Raw genomic sequence first — 18,590 nt, 5'->3', positions numbered from 1 at the left:
TTATCGACCTGTCTTTCTAGAATAAGCCTCCCATGTCCTGCCATAGAGCCGCCCCATGCCTGGCCCACGTCGCTTTCCCTTACCGTTGATCGCCGCCTTTTTTGCGTTGTATGTGATCTGGGGGTCTACCTACCTGGTGATTCGCATCGGCGTGGAGTACTGGCCGCCGTTGCTGCTGGCGGGGATTCGGTTCTGCACGGCGGGGGCGTTGATGTATGGCTATCTCAGATGGCGCGGGGTGCCGGCGCCGACCTGGCCACAATGGAAGGCCGCGGGGATGATCGGTATTTTGCTGCTCACCTTTGGCAATGGCGGCGTCACCCTGGCTGAGCATGCCGGCGTGTCCTCTGGCGTGGCTGCGCTGGCGGTGGCGACGGTGCCGCTGTTTACCTTGTTGTGCGGGTACTTCTGGGGTGCGCGTAATACGCGGCTGGAATGGGCCGGGGTGATCCTGGGCATCATCGGCATCGCCATGCTCAACATGGGCAGCACCCTACAATCGAGCCCGTTGGGCGCCGCTTTGTTGTTGTTCGCCGCTGCTTCCTGGGCGTTCGGTTCCGTGTGGAGCCGGCAGTTGTCGCTGCCCCAGGGCGCCATGGCCAGTGCCGCGGAAATGCTCGTCGCCGGCGTGGCGCTGTTGCTCGGCAGCGCGCTGTCCGGTGAGCATCTGCAGGCCATGCCGCCGCTGGAAGGCTGGCTGGCGCTGGCCTACTTGACCGTATTCGGCTCGATCATTGCCTTCAACGCCTACATGTACCTGCTCAAGCACGTGCGCCCGGCGGCGGCGACCAGCTACGCCTATGTGAACCCGGCGGTCGCGGTGTTGCTGGGGATTGTGTTCGTGGGCGAGACCATTGGCCTGGAAGAAGCCCTGGCGATGCTGGTGATCATCAGCGCGGTGCTGCTGATCAGCCTGCCCCAATGGCGCAAGCCCAAACCGGAAATAAGGTAAACTGCCGCGCATATCGCCCTTGCGCTGAATTTTTCCTACGGTAAACACATGACTTTCGCCACCCTTGGCCTGATCGAACCCTTGCTGCGCGCCCTTGAGACGCTTGGCTACCAGACCCCGACGCCGGTGCAGGCGCAAGCCATTCCGGCGGTGCTGGCCGGTCGCGACCTGATGGCCGCGGCCCAGACCGGCACCGGCAAGACCGCCGGTTTTGCCTTGCCGCTGCTGCAGCTGCTGACCATGGAAGGGCCGAAAGTCGCCGCCAACTCAGCGCGCGCGTTGATCCTGTGCCCCACCCGCGAACTGGCCGAGCAGGTTCACGCCAGCGTTGCCGAATACGCCCAACACCTGCCGCTGACCACGTACGCGGTGTACGGCGGCGTGAGCATCAACCCGCAGATGATGAAGCTGCGCAAGGGGGTCGACATTCTCGTCGCCACCCCTGGCCGCCTGATCGACCTGTTCCGCCAGAACGCGCTGAAGCTTAATCAGCTGCAAACCCTGGTGCTGGATGAAGCCGACCGCATGCTCGACCTGGGCTTTTCCGAAGAACTGGCGAACATCTACCGCATGCTGCCGAAAAAGCGCCAGACCCTGCTGTTCTCCGCGACCTTCTCCGATGACATCCGCCTGCTGGCCGGGCAGATGCTTAACGACCCGCTGAGCATCGAAGTCAGCCCGCGCAACGTTGCCGCCAACACCGTCAAGCAGTGGGTGGTGCCGGTCGACAAGAAGCGCAAGGCGGAGCTGTTTGTGCACCTGATGCGCAAAGGCCGCTGGAAACAGGTGCTGGTGTTCGCCAAAACCCGTAACGGTGTGGATGCGCTGGTGGATAAGTTGCAGGGTCTGGGCATCAATGCCGATGGCATCCACGGCGACAAACCCCAGGCAACCCGCCAACGGGCGCTGGACCGCTTCAAGGCCAGCGAAGTGCAGATCCTGGTGGCCACCGACGTTGCTGCCCGTGGCCTGGATATCGAAGACCTGCCGCTGGTGGTCAACTTCGACTTGCCGATCGTCGCCGAGGACTACATCCACCGTATCGGCCGTACCGGTCGCGCGGGCAATACCGGTGAGGCGATTTCCCTGGTGTGCGCCGATGAAGTGAACATGCTGTCGGCCATCGAGATGCTCACCCGTCAGACCCTGACCCGCAAAATGGAGCAGGACTTCGAACCGGAGCACCGCGTGCCGGACACTGACGCCAGCGGGCAAGTGGTGAAGAAACCGAAAAAGCCGAAGAAGCCCAAAACCTCCGGCGGTGGCGGTAAGCGCAACCTCGGCAAGTGGGTAGACAGCGGCGACGCCGCGCCGGCGGAACCGTCGATCAAGCCGGTGCGCAAGGTGCCCGTGTTCAATACCGGGCCGCGCAAAAAGAAGTGATTGTGTGGTGTGGCTGATGGCCGCTTCGGGTGTACCGCCGATCAGCGATTAAGCCACTCCAACATCCCCCGTCCGGCGGCCTGCCCGCTGGCGAAGCAGCCGGTCAGCAAATACCCGCCGGTCGGCGCTTCCCAATCGAGCATCTCCCCTGCACAAAACACCCCCGGCAGTTGCTTGAGCATCAGTCGCTCATCCAACGCCTCAAAGGGCACGCCCCCGGCGGTGCTGATCGCTTCGTCGATCGGCCGCGTCCTCACCAGCCTCAACGGCAATGCTTTGATATCCACCGCCAATTGCGCGGGATCGCTGAAGTGCTCAGCCGGCGTCAGTTCACGTAACAAGGCGGCCTTGACCCCCTCCAACCCCAGTTGACTGTGCAAGTGTTTGCTCATCGAGCGCGAGCCACGCGGCTTGGCCAGGGCGGCCTGCACCTTGTCCAGCGGCTTGCTTGGCAGCAGATCGATATGCACCGTGGCCGAGCCGTCGCGGTTGATCGCTTCGCGAATCGGCGCCGATAGCGCGTAGATCAGACTGCCTTCGATCCCGGTGGCAGTGATGACGCATTCGCCGAGCCGGGGTTTATCGTCCCCCAAACCAATCGCGACATTCTTCAACGGCGCGCCGGCGAATTTGCTGATCATCAAGTCGCTCCAGGCCGACACCTCGAAGCCGCAGTTGCTCGGTTGCAGCGCGGCATAGGGCACGCCTCGGTCTTCCAGCAGCTTGAGCCAGGCACCGTCGGAGCCCAGGCGCGACCAACTGCCCCCGCCCAGGGCCAACAGCACGGCAGCGCTGTGGACAACTTTTTCGCCGTCGGGGCTGTGGATAAGTAAATCACCCCGGGCGTTCCAACCGGTCCAACGGTGCCGGGTGTGGATAACCACGCCTTGATCGCGCAGGCGCTTGAGCCAGGCCCGTAACAGCGGGGCGGCTTTCATATCGGTAGGAAACACGCGGCCGGAGGTGCCGACAAAGGTTTGGATGCCCAGTCCATGGATCCATTCACACAGCGCATCGGCCCCAAAGCCACGCAACAACGGCGCCATGTGCGGCGCGCGTTCGGCATAGCGCGACACAAACGCCGGGTAAGGCTCGGAGTGGGTGATGTTCATCCCGCCAACGCCTGCCAGCAGGAATTTACGCCCCACCGAGGGCATGCCGTCGTACACGTCCACACGCACCCCGGCCTGGCTCAAGACTTCGGCAGCCATCAGCCCGGCGGGGCCGCCGCCGATGACAGTGACGTGGTGCGATGCGGTGTGAGGCATGGGCAGGGCTACGGTGGTGTGAAATAGGCCGAGCATTCTACCCGACACCGGCGCTTATGCCTGATCAAAAAACGTACAGTTTCCTACGCGCCTTATGGCTACTCGCTCTCAGACGTTTACGCTCAAGTTATCCACAGGCCGTTCCACAGCCATTGTGGGTAACGCCCACAATTCAATGACAACCTGATGACGTCCATACTCGTTGCGCGCTGTGGTGCAGGATGCCGTGGCGGCGAGCCAGGGCCGGACGGTCCTTGCTATACCCGCCGCCGATCACGCCCATCACCGGGATGTCTCGGCCCAGGCAGTGACGCATCACGCTTTCGTCGCGGGCGGCGAGGCCTGCGTCTGTCAGCTTGAGGTAACCGAGGGCGTCATCTTTATGCACATCCACCCCGGCGTCGTAGAGCACCAGGTCGGGTTGGTAGAGCGGCAGCAGGTAGTTGAGGGCATCGTCGACCACCTTGAGGTAATCGGCATCGCCCATGCCCATGGGCAGCGGGATGTCCCAGTCGCTTTGGGCCTTGCGTGCCGGGAAGTTCTTTTCGCAGTGCAGCGACACGGTGATCGCTTCCGGCGTGTCATGCAGGATCCGCGCGGTGCCATCGCCCTGGTGCACATCGCAATCGAATATCAGCACGCGGCTGACCCGGTCGCTGGCCAGCAGGTAATGGCTGATCACCGCCAGGTCATTGAAGATGCAAAAGCCCGCCGGGTAATCGTAGTGGGCATGGTGGGTGCCGCCCGCCAGGTGGCAGGCCAGGCCGTGTTCGAGGGCCTGTTCGGCGGCCAGGATCGAACCGCCCACTGCGCGCACGGTGCGCCGGGCGAGGTCTTCGCTCCAGGGCAGGCCGAGGCGGCGTTGGTCTTCACGCGACAGCTCGCCGCTCATGTAGCGCGCGATGTACCCCGGTTCGTGGGCCAGGGCCAGGATGTCGGCAGGGCACAATGGCGGGCGCAGCAATTGGCTGTCCTGGGTCAGGCCGCTGTCCACCAGGTGATCGCGTAGCAGGCGGAATTTGTCCATGGGGAACCGATGGTCCGCCGGGAACGCAGGGCTGTAGTCGTCGTGGTAGATCAATGGCAAAGGCATGGGATTTTCTGACGGGAAACTGCGAAGGATCTTACCAGCGCTGTACACTCACGCACATGGCAAGGGAGGGGACCCATGGAGCCGATACTTGAATTGGAAAGTGCACGCCTGGTGCTGCGCCAATGGCGCGACACCGACCTGCCGGAGTTTGCGCGCATGTGCGCCGACCCGCAGGTAATGCGCTATTTCCCGGCCACATTGAGCCACCTGGAAAGCGCCGCGTTGATCGGCCGGATTCGCGGGCATTTTGCTGAATACGGCTTTGGCTTCTGGGCCTTGCAACGCAAAGACACCGGCGCCTTTATCGGCCTCACCGGGTTGCAGAATGTCAGCTTTGAAGCCGGCTTTACCCCCGCGGTGGAAACCGGCTGGCGCCTGGCCCGTGAACACTGGGGCCTGGGCTACGCCAGTGAGGCGGCGTGGACCGCGCTGCGCTGTGGTTTCGACCGCCTGCAGTTGGATGAAATCGTCGCCTTCACCACCCAAACGAATCTGCCCTCACAAAAAGTCATGCAGGCCATCGGGATGCATTACGATCCCGGGGCTGATTTTGAACACCCCAAGGTCGCAGCCGGTGAACCGCTGCGACCGCATGTTTTGTACCGCATCACCCGCGCCCAATGGTTGGACACGCTGCACGGATAAGCAGCCCGGAATGCCCCATAGATTGTAGGAGTTGCTCTATGAGCCAAGTATTGGAAGATCTGGTGGACTTGCTGACCCTGGAGCCGATCGAGGAAAACCTCTTTCGCGGCCGCAGCCAGGACCTGGGTTTTCGCCAACTGTTCGGTGGCCAGGTGCTCGGCCAGTCGCTGTCGGCCGCCAGCCAGACCGTAGAAGAAGCGCGGCACGTGCATTCGCTGCACGGTTATTTCCTGCGCCCCGGCGACGCGGCATTGCCGGTGGTGTACTCGGTGGACCGTGTGCGTGACGGCGGCAGTTTCAGCACGCGCCGTGTCACCGCGATTCAAAAGGGCCATCCGATCTTTACCTGTACCACCTCGTTCCAGTACGACGAAGCTGGCTTCGAGCACCAGACCACCATGCCGGTGGTGGTGGGCCCGGAAAATCTGCCGTCGGAGTTGGAGCTGACCCAACAGCGTGCGCACCTGATCCCCGAGCACATGCGCGACAAGCTGCTGTGCCCCAAGCCCATCGAAGTGCGCCCGGTCACCGAAAAAGACCCGTTCAACCCGCAACCGTCCGACCCGGTCAAATACGTGTGGTTTCGTGCCGACGGCGCGCTGGCCGACACGCCGGCGCTGCACAAATACCTGCTGGCCTACGCTTCGGATTTCGGTCTGCTGACCACCTCGCTGCTGCCCCATGGCAAGACCGTGTGGCAGAAAGACATGCAAGTGGCCAGCCTCGACCACGCGCTGTGGTTCCACGCCGACCTGCGTGCCGATGATTGGTTGCTGTATGCCATGGACAGCCCGTGGGCCGGCAATTCCCGTGGGTTTTCCCGTGGCAGCGTGTACAACCGCGCCGGGCAACTGGTGGCCTCAGTGACCCAGGAAGGTTTGATTCGCCATCGCAAGGACTGGGCATGAGCCTCAGTGAGGTGAAGCACTGGGTGTTCGACATGGACGGCACCCTCACAGTGGCCGTGCATGACTTTGCGGCCATTCGCGTGGCCCTGGACATTCCCCCCGAGGACGACATTCTCACGCACCTGGCGGCGCTGCCAGCGGAGGAGGCAGCGGCCAAGCATGCCTGGTTGCTGGAGCATGAGCGGGAATTGGCGCTGGGTTCCGTCGCCGCTTCAGGCGCGGTGGAACTGGTGCGTGAGTTGGCCGGCCGTGGCTGTCGCTTGGGCATCCTGACGCGTAATGCGCAGGAGTTGGCGCATGTGACGCTGGAGGCCATTGGCCTGGCGGACTGCTTTGCCGTCGAAGACGTGCTGGGTCGTGAAGATGCACCGCCCAAGCCCGATCCGGGTGGGGTGTTGAAGCTGGCAGCCGCCTGGGACGTTGCGCCGAGCGAAATGGTGATGGTCGGTGATTACCGCTTTGACCTCGATTGCGGCCGGGCGGCGGGGGCGCGCACGGTGCTGGTTAACCTGCGTGAAAACCCTTGGCCGGGGTTGGCGGATTGGCACGCCGAGGATTGTGCGGCGCTGCGCCGGATGATCTAAACCAGCGACGCACATCCATTGTGGGTTCGGTTGGTTATTGGGTGAACAACACGTTTTGCCCCTCTGGCGACGTAAACATTGCGTCCCCGTCATGTCCAACACCCGGCACTTCCACCAGCGTTTGGCGCAACTGCGGATTGCGCCGCTTGAGGTAGTCAAAATAGTTGTGCCCGCGAATCAGCCGATACGCGCCCTGGGCCTCGGCTTCGCAGCGTTTATCCAGCGCCGGGTGGTTGGGGTCGATGTCCTGCTGGCCCAGCAGGTAAGTGATGTCGCGTAACACGTAAGCCTGCTCCAGTTGCTCGGCACGCTGGCCCTTGGCGTAGGCCGGCAGGTGTTGCAGGCCGTACTTCCAGTCGTTGAAGCCAGGGCAGCGTGCGGCGTCGAACGGCACCGGCCGCTGCGGGCTGAAGTAGGCGTAGGACGACGGGTTGGCCACCACGTAACGCAGACGTATGCCTTCAGTTTGCAGGCTTGGGTGGGCGTGGCCGAGGAGCGCAAAGCGCTGTACGACCTGGGCGCCACCGGAATGCCCGGCCACCACGATTTCCTTCAGCGCCGGGAACAATGTGCGGTTGCCCAGGTGTTTGATGATCTGGTCCAGCGCGCCGTACGAACTGACGTGGCCAGGCCCGGTGGAAGGCTCGCCGGCCATCCAGTCGTTGCCCTGCCAGCGCAGTAACCGGTCATCCAGCTGGTTGCGTTTTACATCCGACTCATTGAGAAACTGCGGCGCGATCACCAGCGTGCCGGCACCCACGGCGGCGCGCTGCGCGGCCTCGACACCGCTGTGCAGGTAGGTCTGCGCATTGCGCAGGCGCCCGTGCACGATGATCAGCGCGCGGGTGACGCCGGGCAGCGGTTGGCGCCAGTCCTGGCTCAGGCCCAGGCTCAGATCGCCGCCCTCCAACTGAAAACGCTCGGGGCTGACCACCTTGACGCCGTGCTCGGCAGCCAGGGGTGAGCAAGACACCAATAGTCCCAACAGCCAGCCCCAACGTTTATTCATTTAAAGGCTCTTGGCGGCGAAGGTATCGCATTGAGTGATCTGGCCTTGGGCGAAGCCGGTCTTGAACCAGCGCACGCGCTGCGCCGAGGTGCCGTGGGTGAACGAGTCCGGCACCACGCGGCCTTGGCCTTGTTGCTGCAAACGGTCATCACCGATGGCGTTGGCCGCGTTCAAGGCTTCTTCGATGTCGCCGGGTTCGAGCCAGTTCAGGCGTTTTTGCGCACGGTTGGCCCACACGCCGGCGAAGCAGTCGGCTTGCAGTTCCTGGCGTACCAGCAGGCCACCGTCGCCTTGCATTGGCCGGCCCTGTTCGCGCGCGGCCTGGATTTTCGAGGAGATGCCCAGCAGCGTCTGCACGTGGTGCCCGACTTCGTGGGCAATCACGTAGGCCTGGGCAAAGTCGCCGGCTGCCTGGAAGCGTTGTGACATTTCCCGGAAAAAATCCAGGTCCAGGTACACCTGTTGATCCGCCGGGCAATAGAACGGGCCGCTGGCCGAGGTGGCGCCACCGCAGGCGGAATTGACCCGTCCGCGGAACAGGATCAGTTTCGGGTTCTTGTAGGTCAGGCCGTTTTCCTTGAACACCTGGCCCCAGGTGTCTTCGGTGTCACCGAGTACGGCGCGGACGAAATCGGCCTGCTCATCGTTGGCGGGCGGGGCCTGGCGCGATTGCGTGCTGACTGACGGCGCCTGCTCCATCTGGCCGGTCAACTGGCCGAGGATCTGCAGCGGGTCCTGGCCGGTCAGCCAGCCGATGCCGACGATCAGCACAATCGCCGTGAGACTCAGGCCCTTGCCGCCGCCAAAACGCATGCCGCCACCGCCGCCGCCACTGTCATTACGGGCATCCACCACGTTGTCGCTGCGTCGGCCTTTTTTCCATAGCATGGGGCAATCCTCTTGATGAACGGTCCTACAAAGATGTGGGTTGAGTATGGCCGGTATTAGCGGCAGTACCCTTCACCGGTATTCACGACCAGGCAGTCTTTTTTATCCGCCAGCCATTTAAGCCCCGTGGCTTCGCCGTCGCCTGCGCGCAGCAATTGCGGGCCGTCCGGACGGGTGAAGGCGATGCCGTCCTCAAACGCTGCGCCCTTGAAGGTGCCGGAGTCTTCGGCGTCGAGGCCGTATTGCATGGTGAGGATGTAGTGGCCGCGGCCGACCACGTCGTCCTTGGCGATGGTCAGGTGCAGGCCTTCGACGCCCACCCATTTGCCGAGCCACTGATCGGTGGGCGGGGTTTGCGGCACCAGGGTCGCCTGGACTGAAGCGGGCGCCGGTTTTGGCGCGTCCTTGGCCTCCTGCTGGCAAGCGGTAAGCAGGGCAAGGGCAGACAACGCAAAGAAGGTTTTTTTCATAACAACTAGGCCTTGGTTAAAAAGTGTGCAACGCCGGGGCGAGCGTGCAGGGTTGGACTCGATTCGGGTGATTTAGTGCGCTGATCGCCCGGTGTTTGGTTATGCTCTTGGGGCACATTCCAACCCGGCTGCTAGATTACCGGGTTGAGCGCCACCGCGTTCAGCGTTCCACCCGCCACGCAAGAGACTTCCATGACTGTCAGTACCCCGCTTTCCGGCGTCAACCATCCCTTCAAAGGCATCCTGCTGATTGTGCTGGCGACGTTTCTGTTTTCCAGCCACGACGCCTTGTCCAAATACCTGGCCGGTTTCTACCCGATCGTGATGGTGGTGTGGGTGCGTTACGTGGTGCATACGTTGTTGATGGCTGGCATCTTTCTGCCGCAATCGGGCCTGCGCGTGCTGCGCAGCAAGCGACCCGGCATGCAGGTGGTGCGGGCGTTGTGCCTGCTCGGTACGAGCCTGTTCTTCACGACAGCGTTGCATTACATCCCGTTGGCAGAGGCCACGGCGGTGAACTTCCTCGCGCCGATCCTGGTGACCGCGCTGTCGGTGCCGCTGTTGGGTGAGCACGTGACGCGTGGCCAGTGGCTGGCGGTGATCTGCGGGTTCGTCGGGGTGCTGGTGATCATCCATCCCGGCGGCGAGCTGTTCACCCCGGCGGTGCTGTTGCCGTTGTGTTCGGCGCTGTTCTTCTGCTTTTACCAACTGCTGACGCGCATCCTCAGCCAATACGACACGCCGACCACCAGCAACTTCTTCGCCGGGCTGTGCAACACCCTGGTGATGAGCGCGATGGTGCCGTTCTTCTGGCAGGTCCCTACGCTGTGGCATGGGGTGTTGATGCTGGCGCTGGGCACCTGTGGGATGACGGCGCACTTGATGCTGACCCAGGCGTTCCGCTTTGCCGCGCCGGCCTTGCTGGCGCCGTTCGGCTATTGCCAGATCGTGTTTGCGGGGTTGCTGGGCTGGCTGGTGTTCAACCATACCCCCGATGGGACCACGGTGATCGGCATCGGGGTGATCTGCATGAGCGGGTTGGCCGCTGCCTGGCAGCAGCGGCGGCGTTGATCAAGCGTCGACGGTGGGAATCTTGCGCGGCGCCATGAAGTACATCCAGGTCAGCGCAATGAAATACATCGCCGGGATCAACGTGAACAACACGGTGTAGTTGTTGTTGGTCACGGTGAGGATATGACCGACGATCTGGGTCATGAACATGCCGCCGATGGCCGCGCACATCCCGCCGAAACCGAACACCGTGCTCATCATGTGCTTGGGCGTGTAGTCCATCACCAGGCTCCAGATGTTGGCGGTCCAGGCCTGGTGCGCACCGATGGCCAGGGAGATCGCGAACACCGCCACCCACAGCTGGCTGGAACCGGCCGCCATGATTACGCCCACGATGCAGCAGGCGAACAGCAGCATCGACAGCAGCCGCGCCTTGATCGGGTTCATCCCGCGGCCGATCAGGAACGAAGACAGGATGCCCCCACCCACACTGCCGAAGTCGGCGGTCAGGTAGATGATGATCAGCGGGATGCCCATCTGGGTCACGTTGATGCCCAGGTTGTATTGCTGGTTCAGAAACGGCGGCAGCCAGTACAGGTAGAACCAGAACACCGGAGCGGTCAGCGCGTAGGCGATGGCGAAGGCCCAGGTGCCGCGCATGCGCAGGATGCGGCTGAACGGTACGCCCGGTTGTTCCGGTTCGACTTCCCGTTGCACGTAGTCCAGTTCCGATTGTTTAACGCTCGGATGATCTTCGGGGTTGTAGTACTTCAACCCCCAGAACACCAGCCAGATCGCGCCCAGCGACGCCATGCACAGAAACGCTGCTTGCCAGCCCCATACGTGCAGGATCAACGGCAGCAGCATCGGCGTCATCATCGCGCCGACGTTGGTACCGGCGTTGAAGATCCCGGTGGCGACCGCACGTTCACCGGCGGGGAACCACAAGCGCGTGGTCTTGACGCAGGCCGGGTAGTTGGCGGCTTCGGTCAGCCCGAGGATAAAGCGGCAGACCATAAAGCCGACGGCCGACGTGGCGAGGCCGTGGGCGCCGGTCGCCAGGCTCCACAGCAGCACGGCGCAGAAGAACACGCGTTTCACACCCACGCGGTCGATCAAGCGGCCTTGCAGCACAAAGCCGATGGCATAACCGACCTGGAACCAAAAGTTGATGTTGGCGTAGTCCATCGCCGTCCAGCTCATTTCCTTGGCCAGGATCGGTTGCATCACGCCCAGTGCGGCGCGGTCGATGTAGTTGAGGGTGGTGGCGAAAAACACCAGGGCCAGCATGCCCCAGCGAGTTTTACCCACGGCCATGGCGCCGCGGATCTTGTCGCCGATGCCGGCGTGCGGGGTGCCGGGGCGCGAGGCCAGGGCGGAGTTTTGCAGAGGCATGTGGTTGTACCCGTTTTTTGAAATTTTTATGGTGTGTTCTGGGTCTTTTGTTACACGGTGATGCGGGATTGATGGTGCGCAGTGGCTAAAACATCGTCAATTCGCCAAAGGGGCTTAGTGTTCGATAATCGCACCAAAAACTAACCGGTTCGTACATTTTAATTGCTGCGTGTAGGCTGGGGGCGAATAATTTGCCACAAACAACAATTGCCGGGAGTCACCCATGCAACGTTCCATCGCCACCGTGTCCTTGAGCGGCACCCTGCCGGAAAAGCTCGAAGCCATTGCCGCCGCCGGGTTCGATGGGGTTGAGATCTTCGAGAACGACTTGTTGTATTACGACGGCAGCCCCCGGGAAGTCAGGCAGATGTGCGCCGACCTCGGCATTGCCATCACCTTGTTCCAGCCATTCCGCGACTTTGAAGGCTGCCGCCGCGACCGCCTGACGCGCAACCTGGAGCGCGCCGAACGCAAGTTTGACCTGATGCAGGAGCTGGGCACCGACCTGGTGCTGGTATGCAGCAACGCCGCGGCGGACTCGCTGGGCGATGAACGTATTTTGCTCGATGACCTCAGCCTGCTCGCCGAACACGCCGGCCGTCGCGGCTTGCGCATTGGTTATGAAGCACTGGCCTGGGGCCGGCACGTGAACACCTGGGAACAGGTGTGGAACCTGGTACGCCAGGTCGACCACCCGAGCCTCGGTGTGTTGCTCGACAGTTTCCACACCCTGTCGCTCAAGGGCGACCCGAGCGCCATCGCGCAGATCCCCGGCGACAAGATCTTCTTTGTGCAAATGGCCGACGCGCCGATCCTGGCCATGGACGTCCTGGAGTGGAGCCGGCATTTCCGTTGCTTCCCCGGCCAGGGCGAATTCGACTTGGCGGGCTTTCTCGCGCCGATCATCAAGAGCGGTTACACCGGGCCGCTGTCTCTGGAGATTTTCAACGACGGTTTCCGCGCCGCGCCGACCCGCGCGAATGCCGCCGATGGCCTGCGCTCGCTGTTGTATCTGGAGGAAAAGACCCGCCAGCGCCTGGCCGAGGAGGCGCCTGCCGCCCCGGTGGATATCCTCTTCCAGACCCCGGCCGCCAGCGAATACGACGGCATCGAGTTCCTTGAGTTTGCGGTGGATGAAAACCTCGGCGCCAAGCTGACCAACTGGCTGGAGCGCCTGGGCTTCGTCAAGGCCGGGCAGCACCGTTCCAAGAGTGTGAGTCTGCTGCGCCAGGGGGATATCAACCTGATCCTCAACTGTGAACCCTATTCCTTCGCCCACAACTTTTTCGAAGCCCATGGGCCGTCGTTGTGCGCCACCGCGATTCGGGTCAAGGACAGCGCCAAGGCCCTGGAGCGGGCGGTGGCCTACAAGGGCCAGCCGTATCGCGGCCTGGTCGGGCCCAACGAACTGGAACTGGCGGCGGTGCGCGCGCCGGATGGCAGCCTGATTTACCTGGTGGATCAAAGCGAGGGTGGCCTGTACGACACCGACTTCAACCTGCAGGCGGCAACGGCCACCAGTGGCGGCCTGCTGCGCATCGACCATATGGCCATGGCGCTGCCGGCCGACAGCCTCGACAGTTGGGTGCTGTTCTACAAGAGCCTGCTGGATTTCGAAGCCGATGACGAAGTGGTGCTGCCCGACCCTTACGGTCTGGTGAAGAGCCGCGCACTGCGCAGCCGCTGCAGTTCGATTCGCCTGCCGCTGAACATCTCCGAGAACCGCAACACCGCGATTTCCCACGCGCTGTCGAGCTATCGCGGCTCGGGCGTGCACCACATTGCCTTCGACTGTGCGGATATTTTCGCCGAAGTGCGCCGCGCCAAAGAGGCCGGTGTGCCGCTGCTGGATATCCCGCTCAACTACTACGATGACCTGGCGGCACGTTTCGACTTTGACGATGAGTTCCTCAGCGAGCTGGCGTACTACAACGTGTTGTACGACCGTGATGCCCAGGGCGGTGAGTTGTTTCACGTGTACACCGAGCCCTTCGAAGGGCGGTTTTTCTTCGAGATCATCCAGCGCAGGAACGGTTACGCCGGCTACGGTGCGGCCAACGTGGCGGTGCGGTTGGCGGCCATGGCCAAGTCCCGCAGCGGAGCGGTGCGCCAGGCACGTTTATAACGGCAGGGCGGGTGCTTCCTTCGGCGAGCGCCGCAGCCCATAATCGCGGCCTGCACAATAAAAATGGCCGTGAACGCACCATGACCTCAAGTCCCGAACTCCCCGCGGTGCCAGACGCGCCGCGCAAGAGTCGCAAGAACAACCCGGAAAAGACCCGCGAAAACATCCTCCAGGAAGCCATCGTGGAATTTGTCCAGCAGGGCCTTGCCGGCGCCCGCGTGGACGCGATTGCCGAACGCATCCACACCTCCAAACGCATGATCTATTACTACTTCGGCAGCAAGGAGCAGTTGTACGTCGAGGTGCTGGAAAAGCTCTACGGCGATATCCGCAACACCGAAACGCGCATGAACCTCACGGCGCTGGAGCCGCGTGAAGCGATTCGGCGGCTGGTGGAGTTCACCTTTGATCACCACGATCAGAACGTGGATTTCGTGCGCATCGTCAGCATCGAAAATATCCACAACGGCGAGTACGTCAAACGCACCGACACCATCAAGGCGATGAACAGCAAAATCCTTGAAGGGCTGGGTGTGACGTTGCGCCGGGGTGCCGAGATGGGGCTGTTCCGTGAAGGCCTGGAACCGTTGGACGTGCACCTGTTGATCAACTCATTCAGCTTTTACCGCGTGTCAAACCGCCATACGTTCAGTGAGATCTTTCAGATCGAGCTGTCGGACGAGGCGGTTAAACAGCGGCATCGCGAGATGATCTGCGAGTCGGTGCTGCGGTACTTGCAGGCCTGAGGCAGGCGTGGACCCCATGCGGGAGGGGCAAGCGCCCCCCGTTTTGTCGGTCAGGTATTCATGCTTTGGAAATGCGCCAACATCCTGTGCGCATCGGCCACTTCGCCGCTGAATAACTCAAACGCCTTCACCGCCTGAAACACCGCCATATTGCCGCCATCCAAGGTGCGGCACCCCAGGGCGCGGGCGTTGCGCAGCAGCTCGGTTTCCAGCGGGAAATACACGATCTCCGCGACCCACAATTGCGCGCGCAGCAGGCCGGCAGGCACTGGCATACCAGGCAGCTTGGCCATGCCCATCGGCGTGGTATTGACCAGACCATCGGCCTCGGCCATGGCGTTCTCGAGGTTCTGGCCCACTTGCGCCCGACCGCTGCCGAAACGCTGGGCCAGGTTATCCACAAGGTCTTTGGCGCGGGTGACGTCGACGTCGAAAATACTCAAGTGCTCCACGCCCTCGGCCAGCAGCGCATGGGCCACCGCCGCCCCCGCACCGCCGGCCCCCATCTGCACCACGCGCTGGCGCGGCACATCCTGCAAGTTACGTCGGAAACCTTCGGCGAACCCCAGGCAATCGGTGTTGTGGCCGATGCGTTTGCCGTCCTTGAACACCACCGTGTTCACCGCGCCGATACCACGGGCCTCGTCGGACAGTTCATCAAGCAACGGCAGGATTGCCTGTTTGCACGGGTAGGTAATGTTCAGCCCGGTGAAGTTCATCTGCTCGGCGGCGCGCAGCAGATCGGGCAGGGCGTTGATGTCCAGGTGCAGGGGCTCAAGGTCGATCAAGCGATACAGGTAACGCAAACCCTGGGCATCGCCTTCCTGTTCATGCAGGGCAGGGGTACGGGAGGCCTGGATACCGGCGCCGATCAGGCCGGCGAGAATACGCGGTTTCATTGAGCCGATCCCTTGAGCAACTGGCTGAAATGTTCCAGGGCCAGATGGTAGCCGTGGCTGCCGAACCCGGCGAGCACCGCCTTGGCGATGGGCGATACAAACGAGTGATGACGAAACGCTTCACGGGCATGCACGTTGGAGAGATGCACTTCGATCACCGGCACCTCGCTGGCCACCAGCGCGTCGCGAATCGCCACCGAGGTGTGGGTCCAGGCCGCCGGGTTGATCACGATCCCGGCGCAACGTTGGCGGGCGCCCTGGATCCAGTCCAGCAACTCGCCTTCGTGGTTGGTCTGGCGAAATTCGATTTTCAACCCCAACTTTTCGGCACTGCGCCCGCACAGCGCGGCGACGTCAGCCAGAGTTTCATGGCCATAGGTGGCAGGCTCGCGGGTGCCGAGCAGGTTAAGGTTGGGGCCGTTGAGCACCAGCACGATGGGCGGCATAAGAGGTCTCTCCACAGTTCTTGTTCGTTGTGGAGATAAAATGTACTGGTTAGTTAATTTGGTCAATTGAAGGTGGCGGATGTGTTCGATTATCGAACTGTTAATCAAGCGCCTGCTGCGGGCGAATCACATCAGAGATCAATCGCGGGGTGTCCATCAGTAACCCCTTGACTGACCCGCCGCCATCGGGGGCAAGCCCCCCACCTTTGCGCAGCGAGGGGGCCTGGAATTATCGGCGGCTCAGCAACACTCCGGATTCCATATGGTGCGTCCATGGAAACTGGTCAAACATTGCACACCGGGTGATCCGATGGGTGTCGTGCAGTTGCGCGATGTTCGCCGCCAACGTTTCCGGGTTGCAGGAGATGTACAGGATGTTGTCGAAGCGCCGGGTCAGCTCGCAGGTGTCCGGGTCCATGCCGGCGCGGGGCGGGTCGACGAATACGCTGCCGAATTCGTAGCTTTTCAGGTCGATGCTGTGCAGGCGACGGAACGGGCGCACTTCGTTGAGGGCTTCGGTGAGTTCCTCGGCGGAGAGGCGCACCAGGGTGACGTTATCCACCGCGTTTTCAGCGAGGTTGCTCAGGGCGGCGTTCACCGATGTCTTGCTGATCTCGGTGGCCAGTACCTTGCGTACGCGGGTCGCCAACGGCAGGGTGAAGTTACCGTTGCCGCAGTACAGCTCCAGCAGATCGTCCGGGCGATCGCCCAGCGCTTCGTAGGCCCAATTGAGCATCTTCTGGTTCACGGTGCCATTGGGCTGCGTGAAGGCGCCTTCGGGCTGGCGGTAGCTGAAGGTGCGGCCGCCCACGTCGAGCTTTTCCACCACGTAGTCGTGGCCGATCACATCACGTTTGCCTTTGGAGCGCCCGATGACGCTCACGTTCAGGTCCGCGGCCAGCTTGTTGGCGGCGGTGTGCCAGTGCTCGTCCAGCGGGCGGTGATAACACAGGGTGATCATTGCGTCGCCGGCCAGGGTGGTCAGGAACTCCACCTGGAACAGCTTGTGGCTCAGCGCTGCGCTGGCTTGCCAGGCGGCTTTGAGTTGCGGCATCAACTGGTTGATGCGCTGGCTGGCAATGGGGAACGCGTCGATCAGGATCGGCGTGCGCTTGTCATCCTGGGAGAACATTGCGTAGTGACGATCACCGCCTTCGCGCCACAGGCGAAACTCCGCCCGCAGGCGGAAGTTCTGCAGAGGCGAGTCGAATACTTGGGGCTCGGGCGCGTCGAACGGTGCCAACAGGTCACGCAAGCGCGTGACCTTGTCTTGCAGTTGAACGGTGTAGCTTGCGGCGTCAAAAGTCATGCGTTGAACCAGCCCAGCTTGATCACAAACAGAATCGACAGAATCACCAGCGCCGGGTTCAGCTCACGGTAGCGGCCCGAAAGCAGCTTGATGGCGGTCCAGGCGATGAAACCGAAGGCGATGCCGTTGGCGATGGAGTAAGTGAAGGGCATCGCCAGGGCGGTGATCACCACCGGCGCTGCCACCGTAATGTCGTCCCAATCGATTTCGGCCAGGCCTTGGCTCATCAGCACCGCCACAAACAGCAAGGCTGGCGCGGTGGCATAGGCCGGCACGCTGGCGGCCAGTGGCGAGAAGAACAACGCCAGCAAAAACAGGATCGCGACCACGATAGCGGTCAAGCCGGTACGGCCACCGGCGCTCACGCCTGCGGCCGATTCGATGTAGCTGGTAGTGGTCGAGGTGCCCAGCAGGGAACCGGCCATGGCAGCGGTACTGTCGGCGATCAGTGCACGGCCCATTTTCGGCATATGGCCATCTTTGCCCATCAGACCGGCGCGCTTGGCGACGCCGATCAGGGTGCCGGAGTTGTCGAACAGGTCCACGAACAGGAAGGCGAAGATCACGCTGACCAGGCCGATGTCCAGCGCGCCCTTGATATCCAACTGCAGGAAGGTCGGCGCCAGGGACGGCGGTACCGAGGTCACGCCGAGGAATGGCGTGAAGCCCAGGACGATGGAGGCGACGGTCACCGCCAGGATGCCGATCAGTACCGCGCCGCGTACGGCCAGGGCTTCCAGCGCGACGATCAGCACGAAACCCAGGGTGGCCAGGATCGGCGCCGGTTGTTTCAGGTCGCCCAGGCCGACCATGGTGGCCGGGTTGCTCACCACGATACCGGCGTTATGCAGGGCGATCAGCGCCAGGAACAGGCCGATGCCGGCGGCAATCGCCGAGCGCAGCGGCAGGGGGATGGCGTTGATGATCCACTCACGAATGCGGAAGATCGACAGCAGGAAAAACAGCACCGCCGAAATGAACACCGCGCCCAGCGCCACTTGCCAGGTGTGGCCCATGTGCAGCACGACGGTGTAGGTAAAGAAGGCGTTGAGGCCCATGCCAGGCGCAAGCGCGATCGGGTAGTTGGCGATCAGGCCCATCACGGTGGAACCGATGGCCGCCGCCAGGCACGTGGCGACGAACACCGCGCCCTTGTCCATGCCGGTCTCGCCGAGGATGCTCGGGTTCACGAACAGAATGTAGGCCATGGCCAGGAATGTCGTGATGCCCGCGAGGATCTCGGTGCGCACGTTGGTGTTGTGTGCTTTGAGTTGAAACAGCTTTTCCAGCATGCCTGCTCCCTGTGACGCTATTTTGCGTCGTGATTTGTTGACCTCTAAGTCAAAGCACAAATTGCGCCAAGCGCCTGTGGTTCCAGAGAGGATCGGAAAAAGCGGCGCATCATACCAGCAGCCGAGGCTGTGTGGCGCATGGCCTTGAGGCATACTGCGCCGACGTT

Annotated in this window: 18 protein-coding genes; 8 read left to right on the top strand and 10 right to left on the bottom strand. The window is 62.5% G+C overall.

What is annotated here, in order from left to right; genetic code table 11:
* Positions 1-55: 55 nt before the first annotated feature.
* Complete coding sequence (gene yedA / locus KZX66_RS08900; protein WP_248078445.1) at positions 56-952, top strand: drug/metabolite exporter YedA; 897 nt, start codon at positions 56-58, stop codon at positions 950-952.
* Positions 953-1,000: 48 nt separating this feature from the next.
* Complete coding sequence (locus KZX66_RS08895) at positions 1,001-2,335, top strand: DEAD/DEAH box helicase (RefSeq protein WP_248078444.1); 1,335 nt, start codon at positions 1,001-1,003, stop codon at positions 2,333-2,335.
* A 41-nt stretch (positions 2,336-2,376) separates the two neighbouring features.
* Here the strand turns inward: KZX66_RS08895 and KZX66_RS08890 are convergent, their stop codons facing one another.
* Positions 2,377-3,603 (bottom strand): TIGR03862 family flavoprotein, encoded by a 1,227-nt coding sequence (locus KZX66_RS08890; RefSeq protein WP_248078752.1) that lies wholly within the window; start codon positions 3,601-3,603, stop codon positions 2,377-2,379.
* 172 nt (positions 3,604-3,775) lie between these two features.
* Positions 3,776-4,696 (bottom strand): histone deacetylase, encoded by a 921-nt coding sequence (locus tag KZX66_RS08885; protein WP_248078443.1) that lies wholly within the window; start codon positions 4,694-4,696, stop codon positions 3,776-3,778.
* Between the two features lie 75 nt (positions 4,697-4,771).
* Here KZX66_RS08885 and KZX66_RS08880 point away from each other — a divergent pair, with 75 nt between their 5' ends.
* Genes KZX66_RS08880 through KZX66_RS08870 form a run of 3 tightly spaced genes read left to right on the top strand, consistent with a single transcriptional unit; the run spans position 4,772 to position 6,833 of the window.
* Positions 4,772-5,341 carry a GNAT family N-acetyltransferase gene (locus tag KZX66_RS08880; RefSeq protein ID WP_248078442.1) on the top strand — a complete coding sequence of 190 codons (570 nt, stop codon included), beginning with the start codon at positions 4,772-4,774 and terminating at the stop codon, positions 5,339-5,341.
* 38 nt (positions 5,342-5,379) lie between these two features.
* The gene (gene tesB, locus KZX66_RS08875; RefSeq protein WP_248078441.1) at positions 5,380-6,249 is read left to right on the top strand and encodes an acyl-CoA thioesterase II; all 870 of its coding nucleotides are present in this window, start codon (positions 5,380-5,382) and stop codon (positions 6,247-6,249) included.
* The gene (locus KZX66_RS08870; RefSeq protein ID WP_248078439.1) at positions 6,246-6,833 is read left to right on the top strand and encodes an HAD family hydrolase; all 588 of its coding nucleotides are present in this window, start codon (positions 6,246-6,248) and stop codon (positions 6,831-6,833) included. The genes tesB and KZX66_RS08870 overlap by 4 nt, the downstream gene beginning before the upstream one ends.
* A gap of 34 nt (positions 6,834-6,867) precedes the next feature.
* Here KZX66_RS08870 and KZX66_RS08865 read toward each other — a convergent pair whose 3' ends face one another.
* The 3 genes from KZX66_RS08865 to KZX66_RS08855 are packed head-to-tail and all read right to left on the bottom strand — an operon-like array spanning position 6,868 to position 9,200.
* Complete coding sequence (locus KZX66_RS08865; protein ID WP_248078437.1) at positions 6,868-7,842, bottom strand: alpha/beta hydrolase; 975 nt, start codon at positions 7,840-7,842, stop codon at positions 6,868-6,870.
* Entirely contained in the window at positions 7,843-8,730 is an 888-nt protein-coding gene (locus KZX66_RS08860) for a neutral zinc metallopeptidase (protein WP_248078435.1), read from the bottom strand.
* A 56-nt stretch (positions 8,731-8,786) separates the two neighbouring features.
* Positions 8,787-9,200, bottom strand: a complete 414-nt coding sequence (locus KZX66_RS08855; protein WP_248078433.1) for a lipoprotein — start codon at positions 9,198-9,200, stop codon at positions 8,787-8,789.
* A 192-nt stretch (positions 9,201-9,392) separates the two neighbouring features.
* Between KZX66_RS08855 and KZX66_RS08850 the strand changes: the two genes are divergently transcribed.
* A complete protein-coding gene (locus KZX66_RS08850) occupies positions 9,393-10,271 on the top strand; it encodes a DMT family transporter (protein WP_248078431.1) in 879 nt (292 codons plus the stop codon).
* Here KZX66_RS08850 and KZX66_RS08845 read toward each other — a convergent pair whose 3' ends face one another.
* The gene (locus KZX66_RS08845) at positions 10,272-11,606 is read right to left on the bottom strand and encodes an MFS transporter (protein ID WP_248078429.1); all 1,335 of its coding nucleotides are present in this window, start codon (positions 11,604-11,606) and stop codon (positions 10,272-10,274) included.
* Positions 11,607-11,829: 223 nt separating this feature from the next.
* On the opposite strand from KZX66_RS08845, the gene quiC reads away from it, so the two are divergent.
* Together quiC and KZX66_RS08835 are read left to right on the top strand one after the other, a co-directional pair.
* Positions 11,830-13,731 (top strand): 3-dehydroshikimate dehydratase QuiC, encoded by a 1,902-nt coding sequence (quiC, locus tag KZX66_RS08840; RefSeq protein ID WP_248078427.1) that lies wholly within the window; start codon positions 11,830-11,832, stop codon positions 13,729-13,731.
* 80 nt (positions 13,732-13,811) lie between these two features.
* On the top strand, positions 13,812-14,477 hold the full coding sequence (locus tag KZX66_RS08835) for a TetR/AcrR family transcriptional regulator (protein ID WP_248078425.1): 666 nt from the start codon (positions 13,812-13,814) through the stop codon (positions 14,475-14,477).
* Positions 14,478-14,527: 50 nt separating this feature from the next.
* Here KZX66_RS08835 and KZX66_RS08830 read toward each other — a convergent pair whose 3' ends face one another.
* From KZX66_RS08830 to KZX66_RS08815, 4 genes are all read right to left on the bottom strand, one after another.
* Complete coding sequence (locus KZX66_RS08830) at positions 14,528-15,376, bottom strand: shikimate dehydrogenase (RefSeq protein ID WP_248078423.1); 849 nt, start codon at positions 15,374-15,376, stop codon at positions 14,528-14,530.
* Entirely contained in the window at positions 15,373-15,822 is a 450-nt protein-coding gene (gene aroQ / locus KZX66_RS08825) for a type II 3-dehydroquinate dehydratase (RefSeq protein WP_248078421.1), read from the bottom strand. Before aroQ ends, KZX66_RS08830 begins: the two co-directional genes overlap by 4 nt.
* Positions 15,823-16,051: 229 nt before the next feature.
* On the bottom strand, positions 16,052-17,131 hold the full coding sequence (trmA, locus tag KZX66_RS08820; protein ID WP_248078419.1) for a tRNA (uridine(54)-C5)-methyltransferase TrmA: 1,080 nt from the start codon (positions 17,129-17,131) through the stop codon (positions 16,052-16,054).
* A complete protein-coding gene (locus KZX66_RS08815; protein WP_248078417.1) occupies positions 17,128-18,423 on the bottom strand; it encodes an NCS2 family permease in 1,296 nt (431 codons plus the stop codon). The genes trmA and KZX66_RS08815 overlap by 4 nt, the downstream gene beginning before the upstream one ends.
* Between the last annotated feature and the right edge of the window lie 167 nt (positions 18,424-18,590).

The organism is Pseudomonas sp. EYE_354 (assembly GCF_023148575.1).
Classification (GTDB): Bacteria; Pseudomonadota; Gammaproteobacteria; order Pseudomonadales; family Pseudomonadaceae; genus Aquipseudomonas.
This window is presented reverse-complemented; position numbering and strand designations above follow the sequence as displayed.

Coding starts and splice junctions, on each gene's coding strand:
- KZX66_RS08870 (WP_248078439.1), top strand. CDS start 6,246: ATGAGCCTCAGTGAGGTGAAGCACTGGGTGTTCGACATGGACGGCACC.
- KZX66_RS08815 (WP_248078417.1), bottom strand. CDS start 18,423: ATGCTGGAAAAGCTGTTTCAACTCAAAGCACACAACACCAACGTGCGC.
- KZX66_RS08850 (WP_248078431.1), top strand. CDS start 9,393: ATGACTGTCAGTACCCCGCTTTCCGGCGTCAACCATCCCTTCAAAGGC.
- yedA (WP_248078445.1), top strand. CDS start 56: ATGCCTGGCCCACGTCGCTTTCCCTTACCGTTGATCGCCGCCTTTTTT.
- KZX66_RS08835 (WP_248078425.1), top strand. CDS start 13,812: ATGACCTCAAGTCCCGAACTCCCCGCGGTGCCAGACGCGCCGCGCAAG.
- aroQ (WP_248078421.1), bottom strand. CDS start 15,822: ATGCCGCCCATCGTGCTGGTGCTCAACGGCCCCAACCTTAACCTGCTC.
- quiC (WP_248078427.1), top strand. CDS start 11,830: ATGCAACGTTCCATCGCCACCGTGTCCTTGAGCGGCACCCTGCCGGAA.
- KZX66_RS08860 (WP_248078435.1), bottom strand. CDS start 8,730: ATGCTATGGAAAAAAGGCCGACGCAGCGACAACGTGGTGGATGCCCGT.
- KZX66_RS08895 (WP_248078444.1), top strand. CDS start 1,001: ATGACTTTCGCCACCCTTGGCCTGATCGAACCCTTGCTGCGCGCCCTT.
- trmA (WP_248078419.1), bottom strand. CDS start 17,131: ATGACTTTTGACGCCGCAAGCTACACCGTTCAACTGCAAGACAAGGTC.
- KZX66_RS08845 (WP_248078429.1), bottom strand. CDS start 11,606: ATGCCTCTGCAAAACTCCGCCCTGGCCTCGCGCCCCGGCACCCCGCAC.
- KZX66_RS08865 (WP_248078437.1), bottom strand. CDS start 7,842: ATGAATAAACGTTGGGGCTGGCTGTTGGGACTATTGGTGTCTTGCTCA.
- KZX66_RS08880 (WP_248078442.1), top strand. CDS start 4,772: ATGGAGCCGATACTTGAATTGGAAAGTGCACGCCTGGTGCTGCGCCAA.
- KZX66_RS08890 (WP_248078752.1), bottom strand. CDS start 3,603: ATGCCTCACACCGCATCGCACCACGTCACTGTCATCGGCGGCGGCCCC.
- KZX66_RS08830 (WP_248078423.1), bottom strand. CDS start 15,376: ATGAAACCGCGTATTCTCGCCGGCCTGATCGGCGCCGGTATCCAGGCC.
- tesB (WP_248078441.1), top strand. CDS start 5,380: ATGAGCCAAGTATTGGAAGATCTGGTGGACTTGCTGACCCTGGAGCCG.
- KZX66_RS08885 (WP_248078443.1), bottom strand. CDS start 4,696: ATGCCTTTGCCATTGATCTACCACGACGACTACAGCCCTGCGTTCCCG.
- KZX66_RS08855 (WP_248078433.1), bottom strand. CDS start 9,200: ATGAAAAAAACCTTCTTTGCGTTGTCTGCCCTTGCCCTGCTTACCGCT.